Source organism: Pseudomonas sp. S3_C06, assembly GCF_054667675.1.
In genome coordinates this window covers 623,058-644,126 of record NZ_CP162747.1, presented here as the reverse complement: position 1 = coordinate 644,126, position 21,069 = coordinate 623,058, and the positions used below count along the sequence as shown (strand labels likewise).

Sequence of the window (21,069 nt, the reverse complement as noted above, 5' to 3'; positions counted from 1 at the left end):
ATCAACACAGTAAAACTGCGTCGTAACCTTGAAGATCTTGGCCACCTGGGCAGGCTGCTGAGTCAGCAGTCAATTATTTCAGGATCTATTCTTGGATGACTTCCGCTCGATGTCTTGCAGAAAACCGAAATGCCATTGTTCCGCATTCATATCGACTTCTCTAGGGGCATACGCTTCAGGTGCGGAATAGGTCAGCTGTAATAATGGTGTTGGAGTTTAAATTCCACCACCTGAAATGTTATAGTGATTTAGTGAGCACATCAAAAGGCACGTAGGTTTGTCTTTCAAGAGTAAATAACTTTTTGGCGGGTTGGTATGGATACAGAACAAGCGCAACTGGATTCTGAGCAGTGTATTCTTCGCAAGAATAGCAGCCCATCAAGCATAGAGAGTAATGGCATTGCATTTAATTGGCCATGGATACTGGTGGCATCCGTATTTGCCATATGCATAATTGCATATACGATTAACTTTAACTCTCATGACGTCTCATCTGATCCTGGAGATTGGGGTGCGCTAGGGGATTATTTGGGCGGAATAACAAATCCTATAATATCTACTATCGCTTTGATTTTTTTAGCAAAGGCATATCATACACAGAAAGAAGAACTAAAAGAGACAAGGCAAGCGCTTCGTGATACGGCCGAACACAGCGCGGCTTCTGCCAGCGCCCAAAAAGACCTTGTCGATTGCAATATCGCACAAAGCCTTATGACTCAAAAAAATCTTGAGGTAAGTATATTGGCTGCCGAAGTAAACTCAAGACAAAATACGATGGCGTTTTTGCATAGAGAGCTTGATCGCAGCACTGAAACCTATAACGCTCACAGGCAGGCAATCGATATTTTCAAAATACAAAGTTTGTCGTGGTTCTATGATAACGTTAAAGCTGATGACTACAGGCTAAATCTTGTGCGGAAGATGAATGCCGAGCAAGATCACATAAATGACCTCGTGGAAAAAATATCGAAAATTAATGAAGTGTAGGGGCTTGGTTAAAATACCCCGACGCTAGCGCTTGGGGTATTTATCTCTTTAAAAATAGGTGAGGGGGTTTCTGTATTCGAGATTAAGTTGCCGTAGATTCTTTAGTGTTGAGTAATTATTTCATTTTGCATTTGGAAACAGCTAGCGGGTGTCGTGCGAGAAAGGCAATGACTCAATACCTCGCGAACAGTCGATACTCTCGGCCATTCTAAATGCCGCATCCAGCTCGCCGATGCCGTACTGCTGCATCAGCTTGAATCGTGCAGCTTTCTCCTCCGGCTCGGTCATTGCCATGGCAAGGTAGAGGCTTGGAGGAACGGCGCGAAATAGTGCTTCCATGGATTTCGACAGCACGACACCTTCGCAGTATTTTCCCGCCTCCTTGCGTGCGGACATCATCAAGGTTTTCTGCGCGGGGCTCAGCTCTCGAAACCTGGCGATCTTCTCCACTTCATCGGGGGGCATGCTCAAGCAGATCCACCACTCGATCATGTTCAACATTGGCTCTGCTGCTTTGGGTAGGTCATCCAGGTTTTGTGTTGCTAACCAGAACCAGGCTCCGAGCTTTCGCCACATTTTCGTGATCTTGACCACATAAGGCGCGAGGAGGGGATTCTTGGTGATGATGTGGCCTTCATCGGTGACATTGATGATCGGCCGCCCCAGAAACTGATCGCGCTCAGCGATGTTGTTCACGGTATTGAGCAGCGACAGATAAGCGATCGAGAGCTGTGCGTTGTAGCCTTCGCGAGCGAAGGTGGCCAAGTCGACAATGGTGATATCTGCCTCAGGCCAAGGTGTTCCAGGGCGATTGAAGAGTTCGCCGTCCAGACCTTGGCAAAATAAATCCATTGCCTCAGCCATTTCCAAAACTCGAATGCGTCGCCCCTCTGGCAAGGCTGGATCAACACCGCGGTCGCGCAATGCGTCCCGCACGTCTTGCGTCAGTACCGCACGGTCTTGATGGGCGCAGCGCTGCGCAGCATCCAAAATGCTTTGTCGAATCAGACTCCGATCAGCTCGGGTCAACCGAGCTTCTTCCTTGTCTTCACCACCGGTGATCATCAACCGTGCGGTAATTTCCAGCTCACCCAAGACATCGCGTTGCTCGTCACCTTCAAAGGCCGTCGCGGTGTCATCGAGCTGGTCAGCATCCAGTGTTTCGATCTCATCAGGTGTTTCGACCAAGCGACGCGCATCCGCAAAGGGCGCCAGGCTGACGCCTGCACCCGGCGATAGCTTCACGTGGTGAACCGTCAGTCCCAATCGTTTCGCAAACTGTGCAAATAGCCCGAAGGAGTTGCCTGCCTCGACGATGAACAGTCGAGGTCGGTAGGTAGCTGTGATCTGGTTGAGGATGTTGTTCAGGGTGGCTGATTTGCCCGAGCCGGTTGGGCCGAACAGAAACAAGTGAGCATTCATCTGTCGGTCCAGCCGGTTAAGCGGATCGAAGGACAAGGGGGCACCGCCGCGGTTGAAGAACGTAATACCGGGATGGCCAGTGCCCTGACTTCGCCCCCAAACCGGAGCGAGATTGGCAGCATGTTGAGCAAACATCAGTTGGCTGTACCACTGGCGCTTGTCTTTGGCCGGATCAAAAACACACGGCAACCAACGCAGGTAACTGTTCAGCGGTGCAACTTCGTCATTTTCTCGCACCGGCTGCAAGCCTGCGTTTAGCATGACGTTGGCCAATTGCATGCCGCGAGCATCAAGCTCTTGTATGTCTTTTCCGCGCAGGTAGAAGGCTAATGAGCCGCGATACAGCTTGTGAGAGCTCCCAATGATCGAGCGCGCCTGGTTCACGTCATGGCGTGTTTGTTCCGAATCTAAGGTTTCCCCCACCGACTTTTTGCTCAAGTGATTGAGATGCGCTTCCAGCACGTCTTGGGGGGTAGCAATCAGCGTCAGACACATGAGGGTGTCTTCGGGCATCTGGTCGAAGTAGGTGTTGATGGCGTCTCCTTTGCGAGTCTCGCCAGTCAAGTGACCGGTGCGAGGCACATTACGCAGGCGATCCATCAACATGACGCGATGAGGCATGCCGTCTAAGTACCAGACGCCTTGTTCTGTGTCGGAGCGTGGTTGACTGAAGAACAGGCGTTGAGCGAAGTCAGTTCCGCTGGCTAACTCGATTTCGCCCGCTTCGGTTTCTTTCGGGTACGCGCTGAGATGATAGAAGCGATCACGAGCCTCAGCGGTGCTGCCGAGTATCGTAGGATTGGGGTTGAACCAGCGCAGTAGCCAACTGTGGATATCGGCGGCCTCCATGCGTTGGGTTTTAATACCTGTACTGGTTAGCCCTCCCGTTAGCCGTTCACACACAACGTCCAATGCCTGTTCGGCTGTCTGACCTCGTTTGAGTGAAGGGGTATCGGGTGCACGGCGGTAAACAACCATGCGGACGCGTCGATTCTGACCACGCCATGGCAGGCGGGTGAGAGCCGTGTCATCAAAAAGGCCGCCTGGTTTGGCGATCGCGTTCAGATGATGGGCGAAGAAGCGCAAGTAAAACTCACTGAAGGCCGTGTCCTGTGCACGCGGCTGAAGATACTGCCGCAGCGTCGACATGTAGCTATCCCAGTTTGTCTCATCCTGGGCGTAGAGCTGTACGACCCAAGGGTTGTTGTCCAACTCGTCGAAACTGTCCTGAAGCACGTTTTCCAACGTGTCCCGGGCCTGGTTCAGCCAAGCGCTTTCACGGCCTTCAGTACCCAGCGGTATCACTTCGAAAAATGCAGCAACTGATACGCCATCTTCCAGCAGCATACATCGATGCTGCGGCAAATATTCCACCCAGGGTAATCGGTCTACAAAGGAGGGCGTCGTGGCGTAGAAAGCGTAGTCGTCGGCCTCGGTCACAGGTTTGCTCTGCCGCAATCCAAGTGAATGCACACCGTTTTCTGCCAGTTTGTTGATGTATCGGTACCAGAAATTGGGCTCAGGGGAGTCTTGCGCTGTGTTCTCGTTGTTGCCTTGCTTGAACCACGGCATCAGTAATCCTCCAGTCGTTCGCCAGGCATGGCGTATTGCACACGTTGATGCAGTGGAAAGACCGTGCTGTAACCAGGTACCGGCACAGCTTCTGTCCCAGCCCGGTGAGGGAAGACGTACATCACCAGATCCGGATTGGGCAGTCGATGAAACTGACGGTAGATTTCGTTTTGCGCTGTTCGTGTGTAAGGCTGGGACGCCGAAGAAACAAGCGGTTCAATCAAGGGCCGCCTCAACGCCTGTCGAGCATCCAGCAGTTGCTGGGCCACTCGGCCGCTTTGCGAGCCACTGGTTTGTCGGTTCCAGACGTCCATCATCGTGCGGCCGTCGTGAGTGAGCAGTTCTTCTGTGTTGGTCGTGCAGCCAACGATGACAGTCGCAACCAGGATTGCGGCCATTGATTCAGTCCAGATCCGTCGTAGCATGACGACCTCCGAGGGTGTGATCGACTTTGCGTCCGTCAGTGTCGTAGTCGAGGGTGAGAGGGGCTTCTATATGCACGGCCACTTGAGCTCCGGGCTCGACATACACTGCCGCGAACGCTTGGCCGTAAAGTTTGCTGACCCACTGCGAAATGTCCTGCACACCACTGGCGAGCATTCGGTTCATGGCCTCGCTTCCTGATATCCCCACAGTCCCCATTGAGCCTGCATTGTTGCCGGCATAAACCGTGCTGTTGCCATCTGACTTGATCATCGACGCGACACCTACGCCGGCGGCTGTGATGAGGGCTTGGGAGCCCAAATACTGTTGCGCGTTGCTACGCCGTTTTCCAGCCACACAAGGGATGCCGTGGCTGTCGCTGATCCAACCCAAACCTTCTTGGGAAGCCTCACTGCCCGACGAGTTCTGTCTGTTGCCTTGGGATTCTTTGGCACTGTCACTCGGCAATGTACGGATGGTGCCGTCTGAGAACACGAAGGTGATTGAGCGGATCTGTCCTCTGACGCAGGACAGTGTCCAGTCACCTGAGGCGGTGCCACTGACCACTGCGCCGGCGACCTCAGGCAGATCAATCCCATTGGCAATAAGGTTGTCAGCCCCAATGAGCACTTTGAATGGGTAGGGATCGTTCACAGTCCCATCGATAGGGACTCGGCCTATGAGTGCCGTCATGGCAACCGAGCCCATCAACGTAGCGTTGGGTGGGATGGTATAGGTTGGTTTGAGCGAGTGACCTTCAACGGTCCGCGATGCGTTTGAGGTAAATGTGTCGGCCACATTTTCCAGCGTCTTTTGTGCTGGGCCAAAGCGAGCTGGAAAGCTCATGTCTTGCTCGTTAGATGCTGAAGGATCTTTGGGTTTGGCGTCTTCAGGCTCAATCCATCGCACACCATTTTTAAAGCTTTGACCATCCCCTTGTTCAAGTCCAAACCCCACCGGGATATCTATAACGTTGTCCCTCTGACTCAGGCTATCGAGGCGGTGCTGGATATCCTGTAGAAGGCCTTGGGTTTCAGTCGTTGAATCCGAAGCCTGCCGATCCTCCTGAACGCGCAGTCGCTCTTGTTCCAATGCCTGCTGAATACGCGCTTCCAGCTTTTCTTCAAACTGATGCAGTGACTCGGGGGATGAGTTCTGTTGATTTACCCCCTGAGTGTTTTTCACCTCTGCCCGCAACAGTCTGACCTGAGCCACCAAAGTGGCCACCGTGTCGCTCGGCGTGTCGCCTTCCAGACCCAATGCCTTCATTTCGTCAGGGGTGAGTTGGCTCTCGCCGTTGGCAGTTTCAGAAGGAGTGGGCTTGCTGGCAGGCAGTAGTTTTATAAGCACGAGCACCACAAGTAGAACGATCGGAATCATCAACCACTTGAGTAAACCATTACTCTTCATGGTTTCTCTCCCGGGTGAAGTCGGGATTGGCAGGGGGCACATTAAGCGCCGCGTCGACAGGACTGATGGTTGGGAGAATTGATTGCGCCAGGCCTTGCCCACGCGTGGTTAGGTAAACCACGGAGGTATCCAATGACGTACCCTTAGGACCCAGCTGTTGATGTTGGAACGTCGCGGTTGAAAAATCGCCCAACAGCAACCGTGGGTCCAACTCGACGAGTGCATCGGTGTGGTTACTTAATCGGACGGCCGTCAGCCAATACTCATCCATGCGCCACGCTGCCAGAGCCTTGGCTTTGATGGGTAAGCTCGGCATCAACAGGTCTAGCGAGAGATCACCCGCCAGATTGACTCGGCGCACGCCTGGCAAAGGCTCGACCGTTCTCAGTGGTGCGTATAGGTTTTGAGCGGCGTAGCGTGTCAGTAACACGGGAACGGGCGTTGATTTCGAATGCTCTTTACTGAGGACGGATTGCTCAAGCGCATCGGGTACTGATCGCTGCCTTCGGACGGGCTCTTCGATGATTCTGACATCCTCCAGACGCGCTTGATCGGGCGCGGGGTTTTCAGCCACGACATCGATCAAAACCAATTCTCCCGTCATTGCGTCTTGAAGTTGCAGCCGCACTGGATCAATCGGTTCGTTAGCCCTCAGATACACCGCACCGGCAGCGCTTTGGATCCTCAACCGATCACCTAAGTGGCCTGGTACGCCGACACGAACATTACGGTCGATGAAGACTACGCGTTCTTGGCCAACAATCAGGGAGATGGCCAGTGGAAGTCGCTCCCAGCGCATCACTTCGACGGCTTGGCTTGAGGTAGTGACGAATGACAGTGTGAGGCCTAGGCAGGCCGCTATCTGCAAAGGTTTCATGGCGTATCTCCCAGCGATCGCTCTGATTTTCGAGTGCCTGAGGCAGGGCCAGCAGGCAGGACGATGCGTTGCGGTGCGCCGTCGTAGCAGTCCAATGCAAGACCAAAGGGGTTAAGTTCAGGATCAACGTCTAGACGTACGACCTTGATGGGGTAGCGGACCAGTGCACGCTTGATTTGCTCAGCGCCGTGATACTCGTCGGCATTAATGTCGAGCGTGACCAGCCAATCTCGATCGGAGACCACCTTGACCCGAGCCTGTGGGTCATCACCGTAGCCTCGCCCAGGTATCTCGTAGATGCCACGGACGCGATTTCGGAGTTCTCCCGAGCGACGTCGTTGGTCATAGTCTTTCTCGAAGAACGCGCGGCACTGTGGAGTAATGTATGCGGTGAGAGATTGGAGGTTGCGGGTGTAATCTTCCTCACCATCAGTGGGCCAACGATTGAGCTGCTGAAAGATGTAGAAAGTGAAGGCATAGACGGATTCGGGTGGAACCTCCCACCATTGACGCGTACTGCCAGAGCGCAGGTCGGGAGGTACATGGATAGTGAGATCTCGTGGTGCATTCCACCAGCCAGCGCCCATGCCGATGGCCATAGCAAGCAGGGCTGCAGCCCCCATTCGTAAAGTCTTCACATGCGATTGCAGGTGCAATACCTCATTCTTGAATCGGCTCATGCGCCACCCCGTCGAGTTGCCCAGAAACCAGTTCGTGTAATGAGTTCACTCGTACCCATCAGGGCAGCAAAGCGAGGAGAGTGGTTTGCCAGCCACCATTGAAGCTGCCTGTAAAGCCAGGTCTCAGGTCGGCCGCGTTTTTGACGACGCAACAGACCACCACCAATGAACAAGCCCGATGCAATGGAAACCACAATGGTGGTGGGTATCACCGCAATGCTGCTGACAGCCCACGCACCGGGTATGCCCAGTAACAGTCCTGATGCCGCAGCCATTGCTGTACATATCCAGAGTTCGTTTGCGGTGAGTCCGCGAACGACGATTGGCTGCCGGTTCAGTCGATGGGGAAGGAAAGCGACGGTACCGTCAGATGTTGTGTGTTGTAGGGAGTCCATGGGGTGTCTCGCTCACAAAATGCCGGTGGCTTTGGTCAGCAACCAGATGCCCACGACAAGCATGATTGCGCCCACGGCAACACTGAGACCAAATTGCCCCCAAGTGGAGCGGCCGGTATGGATTTCGGAATAGCGTGTGTAAGCGTGATAGCAGACACCGATAAACATCGAGGCGACGACCAGCAGCGCCACAAGCATGATGATGTCGTAGCCGTAGTTCTGCATCGTTTGCATGATGCCATTGCCGGCACCGCGGGATGGATCCTCCATCGTTGGTAACTTGCCCTTGGCTTGAGCAAATAAGGGCAGTGTTGTGGCATAGAGGACGAGCGTTCCTGCTGTTCGTTTTGACGCGGGGAATTGCGTTCGCATTGGGAGTTCCTTTGGAGGATTAAAGGAGGAAAAGTGTCAAAGCCAAGTACATCGCGGTGAATCGGATAACGACGCCCAAAAACTGTCTTTGATTTAGCCGGTGTTCAGCCCAACCCGAATAAGCGGTACGAATCGCCCAGGCGCCCCAGAGCAACAACGTCGCAAAAACGAGGGATGTCAGTACTGAGGCCGTAATCGAAGGGGAGAAGCCGCCGTTTGCTTGAAATGCTGCGATCTGCGCAGCATTCATTGGTCCGTTACCGGTTCATTGCGGTAGTCGCCATGTAGCGCAATGTCATCGCGAGGTGTCGCGCGCTTGGGAGTCAGGTATTGCTGGATGCCGTAACTGACGCGATGAATGTCAGCACGTAGTCGGACGTAATCGAAATGGAAACGCTGCGATTCTTGATCGGGCACTGCAACAGGTGAAGTCGTCAGACGGTCAATGGTGTTTAGTTCGCGTAGCAGCGTTGCCAGAAGGGTATGTTCGTCGACGAATGAATTGGCTGACGATGCAGTCGAATCCGCGGCCATAAACAGCAGAGCGATGCGCGGAAGGAAGTTTTTACGAAAGCGGTTGATCATGTGGGGAGCTCGTTTGATCCTGTCAGACGGCTCGATATTGCTAGGGGGAAAAACGTGGGGCAGCTAACAATCGGAACTTGAGAAAGTCCGGATAGGCATTTAAGGCTTTTTCAAAGCATGGCAAAATGCCTGTATTCGGTTTTTAGAGAAAGGACGACTCAATGGCCATGCCAAATGATGCCCCAAGTTTCCCCGCCGGCATCAGTCTCACCTACGCATCAGGCTCCGTATTGCCTAGTCAATCGCTGGTGACGTTGCTGACCACCGCGCGAGAAAGCTATGACTGGCCCTTTAATACCGGGAGGGTAAAGAGTCAGCAGAAAATTACGGATCTGGAAGCTACGGTTAAACGCTTGCTAAAGGGCCTCACGACTTCATCTGCACAACAGATAATTGCTGAGGTTTCATCGTGGGCAGGGAACTATAAGCCTTCTCACAGGCGAATTCTGAATGCATCTGCATCAGAGCAACTGGAGATGCTTGCCGCGATTCAACTCTGTTTAGTGCCAGGTGGCAGTCATGCAGCTCTGAATGCATTGAGCCGATTGCCTGGTATCAGCTTGGTCATCGCTTCCAAGATTTATAGGTTTGTCAGACCCAAGGAGGGTGCCGCTGTCGATCGCCATGCCTCCTATTTTTTTAACTCACTGGCAGTGACGGGCCGCGGTACCGCGTTTATTCGGGAGTGGCCAAATAAGTCACGGAGAACGAGCCGCTTGGCCACGTACTCCAACTCTCGGCTTCTCACTAATTTGGATGAGTACGTAAACGCTTATCTTCCCTTGCTGAGCGACATCGCCAATTTTTTGAATCGTAAGAATCATTTCCACTGTCCTGTTGCCAATCAAAAGAAAAGCTGGACCCCGGCAGATGTGGAAATGGCGGCCTACTACTGGTGGGCTCGAAACGGCGCGAAGTAATTCAACAGCCTCGATCTGAATTGCTGGGCTCAAAGATATTTTTTGAAGCTGCTGACGGTGATACCGAGCGCTATTGCAAGGCACGCTGCACTGGGCACCAGTATGAATGAGGCCTCCACACTTAGAGGGATGGTCAGGTAGATGACCCACGGTAACGTTGCCAAGGGAATCACACAGGTCTTGGCGCGATGGTAGAGGTAGCTCGATTCTCTGCCCGCGCCAAAGCGCCTGATATCCCTGGAAACAAGCCCGTCTATCAAGCCAAGAAAGGCCGCAATAACAAACAGTGGCAGAGAAAGAAACAGCACCACCAATCGAGTGATGAAGACCAGAACGGTATAGGCGGCGGCGATTAGATTGCTTTCTAAATGGGTGTAGAAGGTCCTCAGGTAAACACGCGCCTTGCGAGCCTCCTCTGTTCTGAAACTGTGCACCTTGCGTGACGTGTTATGAACCGCTCCTTCCAAGCCTGTCTTCGCAATGATCGCGTGATGGACAGTCTGGATCAGCTCCTTTGCCATTCGTTCCGGTTCCTGAACCAATGCACTGCGTTTGAAATTATTGGATAGCTGTCCCAGCTCAAATTCGAACATCTGCTGGGAATGACGCCAGCCTTCCTCAGGCCAGAGGGTATACATTCCGATGCACTCTATGAGGATGCTCAATAGCAACGACCCGAGTAGCACTGCTACAAACCGAAAAGGTAATGTCAGCAGGGTGATCAGCACTCCTTGTTGTCTTTGCTGCTGACGTTGTGCCGTCGAGGCCAGATCGCTCATGTATTAAGCACGCTCTCTGAGGTCTGCATCATCAAGTAAATCTGGCGGTAGTGGTGCGTTCTGATCCTGATCTGAAACCGCACACCACCAATCTTCCGCCGGCACGTAGCGTGTGCGCATGTATCCAGCCATGGCTTGCAGATCTTTTGGCATAATCTCGTCAGGGTCCGGAGCGGGCAAGGGCATACGCACCTTCCAAAGTTGACCTCCCTCGATCAGGGCGAAGGCTTGGCCTTTGGGTAATGCCACCACATGAGCCGGTTCAATCATCGGAACGCTGGTCGTTGTGATTCGGTCTTGGGTGTTTGACGTGAAAGCGGTGTTGCCATGAGGATCCGAGCTGTCCGTTGCAGCACTCATCACTGACGTCGCGTACACATCAACGTTGGGCAGTTGCTTCGTCAGCAATTCAGCTGTGGCCGTTTCACGAACCCGCAGCATGAACAGGTTGTTGAAGTTACCAATGACCTGGCCAGCCTTCGCCCGATTACCAATACGCGCTTCAATGTCACTCAATGTCTGCGTGTAAGCCGTGACCTGGATGCCGGCGCCACCGCCTTTGTTAATCATCGGTATGAACTCATCACCCATCAGCTCATTGAATTCATCAGCATGGACATTGATGGGTATTTTTTGGTTTGCCGCCTCACCTGGTAACCCATCCTCGACCCCAAATTTATAGATATGGCCTGCTACAGACACCAGATCAGCAAACATGGAGTTGCCCACCGCGGATGCCACCTCAGAGTCGGACAGTGCATCCAGCCCGACATAAACGATCGCTCGTTTTCGGATCACCTGCATCCAATCAAAGATGGGTCTTGGGTCTTCAAGATCCATGTAATCAGGCGCCAAAAGCTGCGCAATGTCACCGGTGGTCAGCTTCTCCAAGAGTGGCAGAAGAGAAGCCACAATCTTGTCGAAGTAGGTTCTGTCGTAGCGCACCGCGGAACGTAATCCATCCAGAACCGGGTCGTACAATCTTGCGTGTTGCAGGTACTGCTCGATTGCCACCACCCGTTTTTCTCGTCCCATCATGTGCCGTGGAGTGTTCTTCTCATTGATTTTGGCTTCCAGTTGAACGATGACATCCCACGCCTTGCGATCATGTTGAGCAAAGAAATAAGCCGCGTACTCAATGAACAGCGCATCGATATTGATCACATGACGCTGGATCAGAAGGTAGTCAGGACGTTGCCCCAGTTCAACCAAGGCTCGGGCAATGATATTGACGAAGCGCCAGGCAAACTCCCTAAACGCGGCCGAGTTTCCTTCCCCAGACAGCTGTCCTGCGATACGGGAGGCCACCTCTGTGATACGCCCGAAACGACCGATCGCGTTGTAACGTGCAGAAATTGAGGGCTGGCCCAAATGAAACACGTAAAACTCACCCTCACGCCCCGCACGCTTGGCCTCGACGTACATGCGCTTTAGAAGATCCGCGTCTCCCTTGGGATCGAAAACGATGCAGATTTCATCGCGGCGAATATCTTGGGTGATGAACAATTCTGCGAGGCGAGTCTTTCCTACTCGGGTAGTGCCTAGCACCAGAGAATGGCCGACCCTTTCACCCAATGGGAGAGTGACATCGACCTCGTTCGGCTCAACGGCGTGGAGCCTTGGCAAACCGCCAACGGGGGGCAGCGGTCTGGCGGGGTTTAACCAATGATCCCAGCGTGTGAACTGCCGCAACTGGTTCAGAGGGTAGGGTGCAAATTCCAGCCGCGCTTCAAGCCGTCGCGCCTGTTGATAGATCAACGAGGGTTCAACGTAGCGTCGGAACTCGGGACGATAGGTCTGCATCAATCGATGGGTATGGCGTTGATCCCAACGAAATCCCTTCCCGATAAACAGGCGCTCATGACTCACCGGGATTTCCCGGCTGGTCATCACGTAGCGTGGTAGTCGCCTCATCTGCCGTCGATAACGCAGGACCACACTGGCCTGCTTCAAACGGATTGCGGCAAGCGTTGCGCAGCAGCATGCACCGCCCACGCCGATGGAGGGCGTCAACGCCAGAGACCAGGGTGCTACAAGACACAACACGGCAGCCGAACTGCAAGCAGTCGCGCTGTACAGTTCCACCGCCGGCCGCAGCAGTGTTTCGACCGCATGATGTTGCGCCATCGTTATTGCTCAATACGATCAGCGGTGATCAAGACGGGATAATGTTGGAGATTCAAACGCTGGGCCAGATCATCAGCCGAGACAGGGGAGAGCGTCACACCTGTCGCAATGTCGCGCAGCCCCTTCAGGGCCGCTTGAGATTCGACGTTAACAACCAGTCCGACCGCGTTGATGTTGGCAAGCGTTGAAAGGCGCCGCTTTAACCATGACCGCGACAGAAGATCATCACCCACCAGAAAGAAAGCGGGTAAGCCTGAAGCACTCAGTGATCGTCGTTGCACCGAACCTGGAGAAAGAGCCGTCGAACGAACCGGCAGAAACTCCTCTTCGCTGTAACGGACATCCGCAAATCTTGGAATGGCAGTGTCAGCCACACTGACGTTGCAGTAGGTAACCCATGCCAATAGCATCCATCGACACTTGATTTTCATGGTCGGCCACCCTCTGTCAAAGCCAAATCATTGAGGTGTCTAGCGACGCTGCGTCGATAGCGAGCTGCAGGTCGGCCACCGGCGGGGCGGTGGTAACGTCCTGCAGCCATCAGCCAGTCTTCGTCCACGCGATACTGCTCGCGCAAGATGGTTGCGGCTATCGTCAGATTTTTATTCGGCGATAACACCTCGCACGGATCCTGATAGAACCGTCGTTGATGGCCCAGATTGATTTGAGTCAGACCAACATCTATTCGAAATGCTGGCAAACGCATGAGGCCAGCTCGCAATGCCCGGCAGGCATCCGCATGGGTTGCGAAATATTGAGCGTTGCCTGCAAGGTTCAGTGTCCAGGGCCAAGGAAGACGCTTGCCCCGCAAGGTCATACCACTTTCCTGTAGCGCCACCGCAAACAGTACGTTTGAAGGAACACCACTTCGGCGCGCGGCAATGCTGTAGGCCGGCGGTGGAGCGGTGATGGTTTGCGCAAAACATAGCGAGGCTGGGCTCCAAGTCATGACGCAACTCCAGAGGCACCATAGCTTGTAATGCACGTTCACTGTCGTATCCATGTGCCGTTTACCCTGTGCACGACTGCCGGCAGGTCTCCCTGGACTGCAATTGATCCCCATCGGCCGTTGTCATGATTGATGGTGATGACCCCGCTGCGCACTTTGTCCGGTGCGATGCCTGCGTTCTGAGCCCACTGACGAATGCGCCTGTCATCGTGCTGACTGTCGACAATGTAGAGGTCAAACATGCCCCCTGAACCTTGTAGCTGCCTAACCTTGGCCACGCATTCAGGGCAGTCGTAACGAACAAACACGGCCTTCCGTTCAGTGGGCTTGGTCAAGAGGGGGCTGCTCACGGGAGGTAGTGAGACCAGCTCAAGCTTGGGGTGTCTTTCTTTCCAAGCCTGGTCATAGGCCCGCTGATAGACGAGCAGCTTTTCGACACGGGCCGCCTCAGCGTCGACTTGAAGTAACGCATAGCGGTGTCGTTCAGCTTCTGTACGTGCCTCGATCCCTAAAGCGCTCAAAGGATCCAGGTTAGGGGAGTAAGTACCCAGTGGCCCTTGCATGAGCGTTCTATAACGCTCTAATTCTTCCTCTTCCAATCCCCATTGTTGAGCCAACCTCTTTTTTTGGTCAGTGATGACTGCATCAGACAAAGGTTTAGAGCGGGTTTCGATAGAGACGTGGGAAGCTGAGTCGAGTGCATGAACAACGAAACACATGGGCATCATCAACGAGGGGAGAAACCTGAGACGTGACATGGCCACTCCTATCGAATTTTCAGACGGTGAATTACACCGTTGGCAGTAAATACCGCGCTTTGACCTTCAACACCGTCCAGCTTCCAGCCCAGATAGGTCTCGCCAACGCGTATCAACTGGCATTGATCCAAAGACTCTGCGCCAATCGCGCCAACCGATAAAAAGTGCTCACCACCTCTAATTTCCTGGCCCAGTATCTGGAGGGGAAACTCGACCACTATTCTTGGCTTTGAGCGGGGTTTATGGGGTTTGGTCGAAGCAGGTGCGGTAAGTACTTGCACTCGGTTTTTTTCTATCTTCTGAACTTGTTGCTCCAGAGCTTGTAGGTCGGCTTGGCTCGCTACAGCTGTCATCGCCGTTGCGAGTTCCGTGATTCGCTCGTTAAAGCTGTCGTTCAATGCGTTGAGGTCTGAGTAGCTGACGCCTGACTGTTCTGACGATGCGACGACTGCTGACTTCTCCAGCACCAACACACGCTCATCGATGTGCTGAAGGTCTTTCGAGTCCATGACCTGATTTTGGGTTAGCCCGGAAAGTGCAAATTGATGTGAAAGGAGCGAGCAGAACGTGATGGAGAATAGAAGGGGGCTGCTCCAGCGAGTCAGACGGCCGCGTATGTACGACCCCGCAGGGATGGCGTAGATCATCGACTGATCTCCAGAATTGCGGTTTTCTGAAGCGGGATATCGCGAGCGACACCATTGGAGGCGGAAACGAAACAGATCTGCCTCAGTTGCTCATCGACTTGCATTGACCATGCAGATCCCGCAAGGACTTGGAGAGCGTCGCGTAGGACGATGGGGCCGAGTTTTATGTGAGCCGCGGGGAGGGGAAGCGCGAACATTGCGGCGTTCTCTGGCGTGCTTGCGCAGAGTCTGTATCCGGACCGAATCAGCACATATTTCATTGCATCTGCGACAGTGCTATTCCAAGCACCGGGAATGTCGACGTCGATGACTTGCAGCAGGAGGTTTTGCTTGGCCAGGTCCGGCTGCATCTCGACCAACGTGTAGCGTCCGTACCGTTGCACGGGGATGATGCTTGCTGGAGTCGAATTCAACGCGGGTTTGACAGGTTGATTGGTGACGCGCATCTCTGGGGTATGGCATGCGGCGAGTGAAAGACCTCCCAGCAGCATGCAGGGTAAGAAATAATGATTGATGACTGGCATGGAAAGGATTCCTGAAGGTGACCCTCACAAGATCTCAACCCTGCAGGTAAGGTGCAGCGACCTAACTGGTATCCCGTAACTCCGTATTTTGATCAAAAGAAACGGCCTCTTAGGAGGCCGTTGCGAATAGTGTTTGAAGTGCTTACTGCGACCTGACCACAGACCTCAGTACTCTTCAGGAAGGAGAATGGTAGTAACGCTGCGATCAGCCTCCGTAATGATCCAGATTTTCAACTCATCATTGATGTTGTACACCGACATCAATCGGTTGCCCGACATCAGCGCTTCTTCGTTCAACCCACGATCTTCATCGCAGATGTCACCCCAATCGCCCTGTATGTGCCGGCCAAAAAACTGGAAAGGCTCTAATCGCTGCGCTCTCATGAGTGCGTCGACGCCTTGCGTGATAACCAACGCGCCATGCTCGGACATAGGTGTCAATGCCTCATCAAATTGGATAACAATCATGGTCTGCTGCCTATTCAAAATCGGGCCATGACATTTCCCTTAAGGGCGTCATGGCCCATAAGGGAAGAAAATTGAACGACCGTCTTACGACGACGTTGGGAAAAACCAAAACCCGATCGCGGATCTAAAGTCAGTGGATGACGGGAGACTCACCTATAGCCTCAGGTTGCAAGTCAACCGGCGGCGTTAAAACACTGGGTTTCTCCTCGTCTTTGATATTCGGCTCGCGCTTGTGCACTAAAACCCCATCGATCTTTATCCAGTTCAGAAGAAGCAGTCGCGCTTTAAGACTTAAACCCGGTTGCCCGACATTGATGCCTTTGGTGTAGGTGAATGTGTCCACCCACGGATCACCGAGGCGAAAACCAACCAAAACCTTCTGCTCTAACTCCACGGCTTTGACACAACGACGGACCAGGCATTGCGCCTCCGCGCCGGTCACTCTCACGTCAAATCGGCGGTATTCCGGATTGTCGGTCGGACCGTTGAGCGCAACGATGTCGCAAGCTAGGAACGCGTCGCCTTTCCTGGGCTTCACTTCGCGGATGCGATTGAGATACCCAAGGCCGTTGATGTGAAGGTCAAAGTAAGTTTCGTTGGAAAATGCGGTGCTCATGACATGCCTCCAGGCTTGAGAAAGCAGTTGGAGGCTGACCTCCCAAAGGAGCGTTGGCCCCCAAGTGGGTGAGTGGATTAATGAATCTTGAGAGTGCTTACGGTATTACCAATCATGGTTGTGCATGATCAGCCCGGCGATGACATCTCTCTGTTCTATGTTTAAAAGCCCGAGGTCTGATAAACCTCTGACCCCCGACTGTTTGAGGAGATCGCTGCCTTCCTCAGTGTCAAAGAAGCTGACTAGTGCAGCTAGGAATACTCTTTCTTGCTCAGTCAGAACTTCAAAACTGCTTTTGATCACACGGATGATGGGACGAAGATCCCACCTGCAATTGGCTTTTTGGAATCCCTCTTGGCTGCCATCACCGAAGTAACGAGAGCCAGCGAGTTCCACGCCTTTTTTCCAAGCGAAAAAGAATGCGACTGCAGGATTGCAGACCTCAGAAGAGGGTTTATCGACGGGCCGTTGCAACGGCTTTCGAGCAAGTTGTGATGCAGCAGAGCTTTTCATTGGATGACTCCTGAAGATTGAATTTGAGTGCTGTCCGAAAGAACGCGCACGTTGAATGACAGGCACCCATGCCATTCAAGGCATGTGTCCGCAAAACGATGCTGAGCGGACGGGGCGTGGTCAGCGTGAACCCTTCACGACGCAGCCTTAAAGACCTTGGCTGCCTGGGCAGTCACTGATCGGAGATCAGCGTTGCGTGCCCAAAGAATGGTTTGCCGACACTCTCATGTCAGCGATCAATACCTTCAGGAACACCTCCGGATTTTGATATTTCCAGGCGCAATCTCTTGCCGATCCATACCAGGCACGGCACCGCCATCGTGTTGCCGATAGCGTTGTAACGAGGCCCGTCAGCGGCCATCAACATCCAACCGTTTTCTGTCTGCTCCCATAGATCAATGGGGCGAGCACGGCTGATTTTCCGGCTCGCATAATGACGTCGAGGAATACGCGTGTAGCCCTTGGGTAAGCCTTGCAACTGCTCGCACTCGTGCGGAAGCAATCGGCGGGCTTTGTGACTGATCCGCGCCTTGAGGGAGGCATCCTCAGACCGCAAGCGTTCAGGTTGGCCATCTTCGTGGGGGGCTGAGTCTGTAGCCTGCGTTTCTGTACAGACGACAATGGCGACATCATGATTGCAGGTCAGGGTAGGGCAGCACTCCAAGTTCGCTTCAGCACCTCCTTGACCACTCGACATGCCGTAGGAGTTGGTAAAAGCACGAGTGCGTACCTGGCCGTTCACTGCTTGAGTGCCTGCTCCAGAAGAAGAGGCAGAATGCGTTTGCGTCGTGCGGTCCGGCGCAGTATCCCGGCGCGGGCTTTCGGACTCAAAAAGTACCGCGGCGGGATCGAACCCTGTTCTAGCACTTGCGACAAGAAAGACACGACGGCGTCGTTGGGGAACGCCGAAATATTGGGCATCCAGGACGCGCCAAGCGATTGTTCTTTGGGGACCAAACACAATACCCGCGTGCGACCATGCTTTCCTTGGGGGATGAAGTTCGCTGTCTTCGCCAGCCAATGCTGCGAGAAGGCATCCGAAGGCGTTTCTTTTGTCGCTGAGGACGCCGGGGACGTTCTCCCAGACGATGACAGCTTGGGGTTCATTACGCAGGGTTCTGACGTGATCGATGGCATTGGCCAGCTCCACAAAGTTGAGGCTCAGCGCTCCGCGCGGTGCTGTGAGGCCGGCACGGAATCCTGCGACACTGAAATCCTGGCAAGGGGTCCCGCCAACGAGAATTGGAGGTGCCGGTACAGCCTCATCAAGCACTTGATCGGCCAGGAGTGTCATGTCGCCGTGATTGGGAACTCGAGGGTAATGATGCGCCAGCACCGCACAGGGGAAGGGTTCGATTTCCGAGAACCAGGCTGGCGTCATATCCAGCGGTTTCCAAGCCACGCTTACCGCCTCAATGCCGCTACAGACACTGGCGTATTGGTAGAGATTTACAGGGTGTTCCATGGGGGTGTCCTTCTCTGGGGCACACGCAAACGACCGCATCTGAAGTGCTGAAAGAAGCGCGTGATTGGGGGAGGGGACAGAGGCGCCGAGACTAAGCTCTCGGCTTGAACAAAGGAGCCACCATGGGCTGCGCCAGCAACTGGCACGTGTCATTGCCAGACACCGTTGCAGTCATCACACCCGACCCGCATCGTGGCGTGGGTCGGCATCGTGGGGCACACATCCGCGTACAAAAGGAACCCGTTATTTGGCCGGCGGGCGCCGGCACCGATTACGTCCACCCTGAAGGGTCTCGTCATGACCCAAAAGGTAATCAGGGGACCCTTCAACGTGGTTTTTTTGATCATTGAAACCGCACTGATGCGCAGCGTTGAAACATTGATCCTTCGTCCCGGTCCTCGTGAGTCGGGCGCATCTGCTGTTGCAGAAGGAGACAGATGCTTGGGCTAAGCCGCTCATTAACCTTTAGGGGGCGAGCGACGGCGCTTTCGATGATGATTGGCAGTTGCCATCTTGGCTTCCACAGGCAATACACCCAGGCATTCGGGGTAGCGAGTACAGGACCAGAAAGCACCGTGCTTGCCTGTTCGTCGCCGCATTGATGCACCGCACAGCGGGCAATTGGGACCTCCCGGGGTATGCATGGCCAGAGACGTCGTCCGATAATGTTCGACTAGCTGGCTAATCCATTTGCATTGTTTGGCGATAAAACATTCAAGGGTCATTTGGCCGCTTTCGATCGCGTCGAATGCTTGCTCCCAGATCGCGGTGGTTGCCGGATCAGCGATGGCGGCCGGGACGGCATCGATAATCGAAAACGCTGACTCAGAGGCGTGTACCGACCGACCTTTCTTGTACAAGTAACCGCGGTTCAGCAGTCCACTGATGATGTTCGCTCTCGTCGCTTCCGTACCAATGCCTGAGGTGTTCTTGAGCGTCTGTTTCAAACGCGGATCAGTCACCCTTTTCGCAACATCCCTCATGGACTTGATCAGCTCACCCTGGGTGTAGGCCTTGGGTGGCTTTGTTTTGAGGGATTTGAGTTTCACTTCTCGCACATCGCAATGGTCTTCAATGGTCAATGCAGGCAGATCTTGAGTGCGTGTTGACGTCTCATCCTCGACAGTGGATCTATGCGTACTGAAAACGCTGTGCCATCCCACGATCGCGATGCTTTTACCACTGGTTTGCAACATGCTTCCGGCACACGTGAGCTTCACGCAGGTCCGGTCATATTCATGATGGGGAAGGAACTGAGCCAGATAATGACCACGAATCAGTTCATAGACTGCACGCTCAGCTTCGTTCAGGTTTACCAATCTAAACGGTTCCAATGTTGGGATAATGCCGTGGTGGGAAGTGACAAAATCGTCGTTCCAGGCGCGTGAGCGTTGCTGAGGGTCAGCGTTGTTTACCAAGTTCAGCAAGCCAGGATCGCTGGTTACCAGTGCGTTCAGAACGGTTGGTGCTTCAGCCAACATGTTTTCAGGCAGATAGCCTGTGTCAGTACGAGGATAGGTTGTAGCTTTGTGTGTTTCGTAGAGTGACTGGGCAATATTCAGCGTCTGCTGAACATCGAAACCCAGTTGCTTCGAACAGACTTCCTGCAGCGTGCTCAGGTTGAAGGGCAATGGAGGTGCTTCGCGGATGCGCTGCTTCTCCACGCTAACAACTTGCGCTTGATGAGCCTGTTGAAGGTCACGCAGAGCACTCTGAGCAACGGTTTGACGATTACAGCGACCCGCTTGATCAGACGCGTTTTCAGGCACGGTCCACTGGGCTGAAAAGGTCTGCCCAAGGAACAACAGTTCGACTTCGACCGTCCAGTAAGGTGCTGGCACAAAGCGCTGGATTTCTCTGTCGCGGTCTACGACGAGGCGCAGTGTGGGTGTCTGTACACGGCCGACGGACAACACCCCACTGTGACCGCTTTGCCGGCCAAGCGCGGTGAACAGACGAGTCATGTTCATGCCGATCAACCAATCAGCCCGAGAGCGGGCGAGGGCAGAGTGATAGAGTCGTTCGGTTTCACTGGCGGGCCGTAAGCAACCAAGCGCTTTGCGAATCGAAGCCTCATTAAGCGCCGAAAGCCACAAACGCTGGATTGAGCCACGATAACTGCACAGGTCAAGCAGTTCGCGGGCGATCATTTCACCTTCCCGATCGGCATCCGTGGCAATCACCAGTTCGGTTGACTGAGCCAGCAACGCTTTGACAATTGAGTATTGGGTGGCCGTTTCTTCCTTCACCTCGACGCGCCATTTCTCCGGGATGATCGGCAAGTGATCTAACGACCAGATCTTGTAGCGTTGGCCGTAAGCTTCAGGAGGTGCAGCTTCAACTAAATGGCCAATACACCAGGTCACCCCGATGTCCGCACCCTTGTAGCAGCCTGTGCCTCGTTGGCTGGCACCGAGAACACGCGCAATGTCTTTGCCTTGGGAAGGTTTTTCACACAGATAGAGTCGCATCTCATGACCCGAATTCGCCGTTAAAGGACATGCGAAGTTCACGCTCGGAGTGGTTCGTTTACGAGCGTAAAAGCGATTTTAACGGTGGCTTATTCAACGTCCGCTGTCT

23 protein-coding genes are annotated in these 21,069 nt (G+C 53.8%); 2 read left to right on the top strand and 21 right to left on the bottom strand.

The genetic code is table 11. The annotated features are described in order from the left end of the window. Nucleotides 1-315: 315 nt before the first annotated feature. On the top strand, nucleotides 316-987 hold the full coding sequence (locus AB4N44_RS02740) for a hypothetical protein (protein WP_460110358.1): 672 nt from the start codon (nucleotides 316-318) through the stop codon (nucleotides 985-987). A 141-nt stretch (nucleotides 988-1,128) separates the two neighbouring features. Here the strand turns inward: AB4N44_RS02740 and AB4N44_RS02735 are convergent, their stop codons facing one another. The 9 genes from AB4N44_RS02735 to AB4N44_RS02695 are packed head-to-tail and all read right to left on the bottom strand — an operon-like array spanning nucleotide 1,129 to nucleotide 8,723. Beyond that, entirely contained in the window at nucleotides 1,129-3,981 is a 2,853-nt protein-coding gene (locus AB4N44_RS02735; RefSeq protein ID WP_460110359.1) for a conjugative transfer ATPase, read from the bottom strand. Further along, a complete protein-coding gene (locus AB4N44_RS02730) occupies nucleotides 3,981-4,406 on the bottom strand; it encodes a TIGR03751 family conjugal transfer lipoprotein (RefSeq protein WP_460110361.1) in 426 nt (141 codons plus the stop codon). Before AB4N44_RS02730 ends, AB4N44_RS02735 begins: the two co-directional genes overlap by 1 nt. Continuing rightward, complete coding sequence (locus AB4N44_RS02725; protein WP_460110362.1) at nucleotides 4,384-5,814, bottom strand: TIGR03752 family integrating conjugative element protein; 1,431 nt, start codon at nucleotides 5,812-5,814, stop codon at nucleotides 4,384-4,386. The genes AB4N44_RS02730 and AB4N44_RS02725 overlap by 23 nt, the downstream gene beginning before the upstream one ends. Continuing rightward, on the bottom strand, nucleotides 5,804-6,691 hold the full coding sequence (locus AB4N44_RS02720) for a TIGR03749 family integrating conjugative element protein (protein WP_460110364.1): 888 nt from the start codon (nucleotides 6,689-6,691) through the stop codon (nucleotides 5,804-5,806). Before AB4N44_RS02720 ends, AB4N44_RS02725 begins: the two co-directional genes overlap by 11 nt. Then, on the bottom strand, nucleotides 6,688-7,371 hold the full coding sequence (locus tag AB4N44_RS02715; RefSeq protein WP_460110365.1) for a PFL_4703 family integrating conjugative element protein: 684 nt from the start codon (nucleotides 7,369-7,371) through the stop codon (nucleotides 6,688-6,690). The genes AB4N44_RS02720 and AB4N44_RS02715 overlap by 4 nt, the downstream gene beginning before the upstream one ends. Then, nucleotides 7,368-7,766 (bottom strand): TIGR03750 family conjugal transfer protein, encoded by a 399-nt coding sequence (locus AB4N44_RS02710; protein ID WP_186622380.1) that lies wholly within the window; start codon nucleotides 7,764-7,766, stop codon nucleotides 7,368-7,370. Before AB4N44_RS02710 ends, AB4N44_RS02715 begins: the two co-directional genes overlap by 4 nt. Before the next feature lie 12 nt (nucleotides 7,767-7,778). Continuing rightward, on the bottom strand, nucleotides 7,779-8,138 hold the full coding sequence (locus AB4N44_RS02705) for a TIGR03745 family integrating conjugative element membrane protein (RefSeq protein ID WP_460110367.1): 360 nt from the start codon (nucleotides 8,136-8,138) through the stop codon (nucleotides 7,779-7,781). A gap of 19 nt (nucleotides 8,139-8,157) precedes the next feature. Beyond that, nucleotides 8,158-8,388: a TIGR03758 family integrating conjugative element protein gene (locus tag AB4N44_RS02700; RefSeq protein ID WP_460110369.1), complete on the bottom strand. Its 231-nt coding sequence runs from the start codon at nucleotides 8,386-8,388 to the stop codon at nucleotides 8,158-8,160. Further along, nucleotides 8,385-8,723 (bottom strand): integrative conjugative element protein, RAQPRD family, encoded by a 339-nt coding sequence (locus AB4N44_RS02695; protein ID WP_460110370.1) that lies wholly within the window; start codon nucleotides 8,721-8,723, stop codon nucleotides 8,385-8,387. The genes AB4N44_RS02700 and AB4N44_RS02695 overlap by 4 nt, the downstream gene beginning before the upstream one ends. Nucleotides 8,724-8,884: 161 nt before the next feature. On the opposite strand from AB4N44_RS02695, the gene AB4N44_RS02690 reads away from it, so the two are divergent. Continuing rightward, nucleotides 8,885-9,643 carry a hypothetical protein gene (locus AB4N44_RS02690; RefSeq protein ID WP_460110372.1) on the top strand — a complete coding sequence of 253 codons (759 nt, stop codon included), beginning with the start codon at nucleotides 8,885-8,887 and terminating at the stop codon, nucleotides 9,641-9,643. A 29-nt stretch (nucleotides 9,644-9,672) separates the two neighbouring features. Here the strand turns inward: AB4N44_RS02690 and AB4N44_RS02685 are convergent, their stop codons facing one another. From AB4N44_RS02685 to AB4N44_RS02630, 12 genes are all read right to left on the bottom strand, one after another. Continuing rightward, entirely contained in the window at nucleotides 9,673-10,422 is a 750-nt protein-coding gene (locus AB4N44_RS02685) for a TIGR03747 family integrating conjugative element membrane protein (RefSeq protein WP_460110374.1), read from the bottom strand. 3 nt (nucleotides 10,423-10,425) lie between these two features. Beyond that, nucleotides 10,426-12,549, bottom strand: coding sequence for a type IV conjugative transfer system coupling protein TraD (gene traD / locus AB4N44_RS02680; protein WP_460110376.1), 2,124 nt, complete (start codon nucleotides 12,547-12,549; stop codon nucleotides 10,426-10,428). Between the two features lie 2 nt (nucleotides 12,550-12,551). Continuing rightward, nucleotides 12,552-12,980, bottom strand: coding sequence for an integrating conjugative element protein (locus AB4N44_RS02675; RefSeq protein WP_460110377.1), 429 nt, complete (start codon nucleotides 12,978-12,980; stop codon nucleotides 12,552-12,554). Then, nucleotides 12,977-13,498, bottom strand: coding sequence for a transglycosylase SLT domain-containing protein (locus AB4N44_RS02670; protein ID WP_258380080.1), 522 nt, complete (start codon nucleotides 13,496-13,498; stop codon nucleotides 12,977-12,979). The genes AB4N44_RS02675 and AB4N44_RS02670 overlap by 4 nt, the downstream gene beginning before the upstream one ends. Before the next feature lie 38 nt (nucleotides 13,499-13,536). Next, a complete protein-coding gene (locus AB4N44_RS02665) occupies nucleotides 13,537-14,256 on the bottom strand; it encodes a TIGR03759 family integrating conjugative element protein (protein ID WP_460110380.1) in 720 nt (239 codons plus the stop codon). Nucleotides 14,257-14,264: 8 nt separating this feature from the next. Beyond that, complete coding sequence (locus AB4N44_RS02660) at nucleotides 14,265-14,903, bottom strand: hypothetical protein (protein WP_186622360.1); 639 nt, start codon at nucleotides 14,901-14,903, stop codon at nucleotides 14,265-14,267. Next, nucleotides 14,900-15,427 carry a PFGI-1 class ICE element type IV pilus protein PilL2 gene (gene pilL2, locus AB4N44_RS02655; protein ID WP_460158172.1) on the bottom strand — a complete coding sequence of 176 codons (528 nt, stop codon included), beginning with the start codon at nucleotides 15,425-15,427 and terminating at the stop codon, nucleotides 14,900-14,902. The genes AB4N44_RS02660 and pilL2 overlap by 4 nt, the downstream gene beginning before the upstream one ends. A gap of 165 nt (nucleotides 15,428-15,592) precedes the next feature. Next, the gene (locus AB4N44_RS02650; protein ID WP_110718424.1) at nucleotides 15,593-15,895 is read right to left on the bottom strand and encodes a hypothetical protein; all 303 of its coding nucleotides are present in this window, start codon (nucleotides 15,893-15,895) and stop codon (nucleotides 15,593-15,595) included. A 130-nt stretch (nucleotides 15,896-16,025) separates the two neighbouring features. Then, nucleotides 16,026-16,511 (bottom strand): STY4534 family ICE replication protein, encoded by a 486-nt coding sequence (locus AB4N44_RS02645; RefSeq protein WP_186622356.1) that lies wholly within the window; start codon nucleotides 16,509-16,511, stop codon nucleotides 16,026-16,028. A 105-nt stretch (nucleotides 16,512-16,616) separates the two neighbouring features. After that, a complete protein-coding gene (locus AB4N44_RS02640) occupies nucleotides 16,617-17,024 on the bottom strand; it encodes a hypothetical protein (protein ID WP_191630180.1) in 408 nt (135 codons plus the stop codon). A gap of 229 nt (nucleotides 17,025-17,253) precedes the next feature. Then, the gene (locus AB4N44_RS02635; RefSeq protein WP_460110383.1) at nucleotides 17,254-18,489 is read right to left on the bottom strand and encodes a DNA cytosine methyltransferase; all 1,236 of its coding nucleotides are present in this window, start codon (nucleotides 18,487-18,489) and stop codon (nucleotides 17,254-17,256) included. Nucleotides 18,490-18,947: 458 nt separating this feature from the next. Beyond that, on the bottom strand, nucleotides 18,948-20,960 hold the full coding sequence (locus AB4N44_RS02630; RefSeq protein ID WP_460111631.1) for a DNA topoisomerase III: 2,013 nt from the start codon (nucleotides 20,958-20,960) through the stop codon (nucleotides 18,948-18,950). Between the last annotated feature and the right edge of the window lie 109 nt (nucleotides 20,961-21,069).

What these genes read in the sequence shown, in the direction of transcription:
- AB4N44_RS02705 (WP_460110367.1), bottom strand. Translation starts at nt 8,138, where the DNA reads ATGCGAACGCAATTCCCCGCGTCAAAACGAACAGCAGGAACGCTCGTC.
- AB4N44_RS02630 (WP_460111631.1), bottom strand. Translation starts at nt 20,960, where the DNA reads ATGCGACTCTATCTGTGTGAAAAACCTTCCCAAGGCAAAGACATTGCG.
- AB4N44_RS02645 (WP_186622356.1), bottom strand. Translation starts at nt 16,511, where the DNA reads ATGAGCACCGCATTTTCCAACGAAACTTACTTTGACCTTCACATCAAC.
- AB4N44_RS02690 (WP_460110372.1), top strand. Translation starts at nt 8,885, where the DNA reads ATGGCCATGCCAAATGATGCCCCAAGTTTCCCCGCCGGCATCAGTCTC.
- AB4N44_RS02650 (WP_110718424.1), bottom strand. Translation starts at nt 15,895, where the DNA reads ATGATTGTTATCCAATTTGATGAGGCATTGACACCTATGTCCGAGCAT.
- AB4N44_RS02720 (WP_460110364.1), bottom strand. Translation starts at nt 6,691, where the DNA reads ATGAAACCTTTGCAGATAGCGGCCTGCCTAGGCCTCACACTGTCATTC.
- AB4N44_RS02735 (WP_460110359.1), bottom strand. Translation starts at nt 3,981, where the DNA reads ATGCCGTGGTTCAAGCAAGGCAACAACGAGAACACAGCGCAAGACTCC.
- AB4N44_RS02665 (WP_460110380.1), bottom strand. Translation starts at nt 14,256, where the DNA reads ATGTCACGTCTCAGGTTTCTCCCCTCGTTGATGATGCCCATGTGTTTC.
- AB4N44_RS02635 (WP_460110383.1), bottom strand. Translation starts at nt 18,489, where the DNA reads ATGGAACACCCTGTAAATCTCTACCAATACGCCAGTGTCTGTAGCGGC.
- AB4N44_RS02725 (WP_460110362.1), bottom strand. Translation starts at nt 5,814, where the DNA reads ATGAAGAGTAATGGTTTACTCAAGTGGTTGATGATTCCGATCGTTCTA.
- AB4N44_RS02695 (WP_460110370.1), bottom strand. Translation starts at nt 8,723, where the DNA reads ATGATCAACCGCTTTCGTAAAAACTTCCTTCCGCGCATCGCTCTGCTG.
- AB4N44_RS02670 (WP_258380080.1), bottom strand. Translation starts at nt 13,498, where the DNA reads ATGACTTGGAGCCCAGCCTCGCTATGTTTTGCGCAAACCATCACCGCT.
- AB4N44_RS02640 (WP_191630180.1), bottom strand. Translation starts at nt 17,024, where the DNA reads ATGAAAAGCTCTGCTGCATCACAACTTGCTCGAAAGCCGTTGCAACGG.
- AB4N44_RS02730 (WP_460110361.1), bottom strand. Translation starts at nt 4,406, where the DNA reads ATGCTACGACGGATCTGGACTGAATCAATGGCCGCAATCCTGGTTGCG.
- AB4N44_RS02685 (WP_460110374.1), bottom strand. Translation starts at nt 10,422, where the DNA reads ATGAGCGATCTGGCCTCGACGGCACAACGTCAGCAGCAAAGACAACAA.
- AB4N44_RS02710 (WP_186622380.1), bottom strand. Translation starts at nt 7,766, where the DNA reads ATGGACTCCCTACAACACACAACATCTGACGGTACCGTCGCTTTCCTT.
- pilL2 (WP_460158172.1), bottom strand. Translation starts at nt 15,427, where the DNA reads ATGCCAGTCATCAATCATTATTTCTTACCCTGCATGCTGCTGGGAGGT.
- traD (WP_460110376.1), bottom strand. Translation starts at nt 12,549, where the DNA reads ATGGCGCAACATCATGCGGTCGAAACACTGCTGCGGCCGGCGGTGGAA.
- AB4N44_RS02660 (WP_186622360.1), bottom strand. Translation starts at nt 14,903, where the DNA reads ATGATCTACGCCATCCCTGCGGGGTCGTACATACGCGGCCGTCTGACT.
- AB4N44_RS02675 (WP_460110377.1), bottom strand. Translation starts at nt 12,980, where the DNA reads ATGAAAATCAAGTGTCGATGGATGCTATTGGCATGGGTTACCTACTGC.
- AB4N44_RS02740 (WP_460110358.1), top strand. Translation starts at nt 316, where the DNA reads ATGGATACAGAACAAGCGCAACTGGATTCTGAGCAGTGTATTCTTCGC.
- AB4N44_RS02715 (WP_460110365.1), bottom strand. Translation starts at nt 7,371, where the DNA reads ATGAGCCGATTCAAGAATGAGGTATTGCACCTGCAATCGCATGTGAAG.
- AB4N44_RS02700 (WP_460110369.1), bottom strand. Translation starts at nt 8,388, where the DNA reads ATGAATGCTGCGCAGATCGCAGCATTTCAAGCAAACGGCGGCTTCTCC.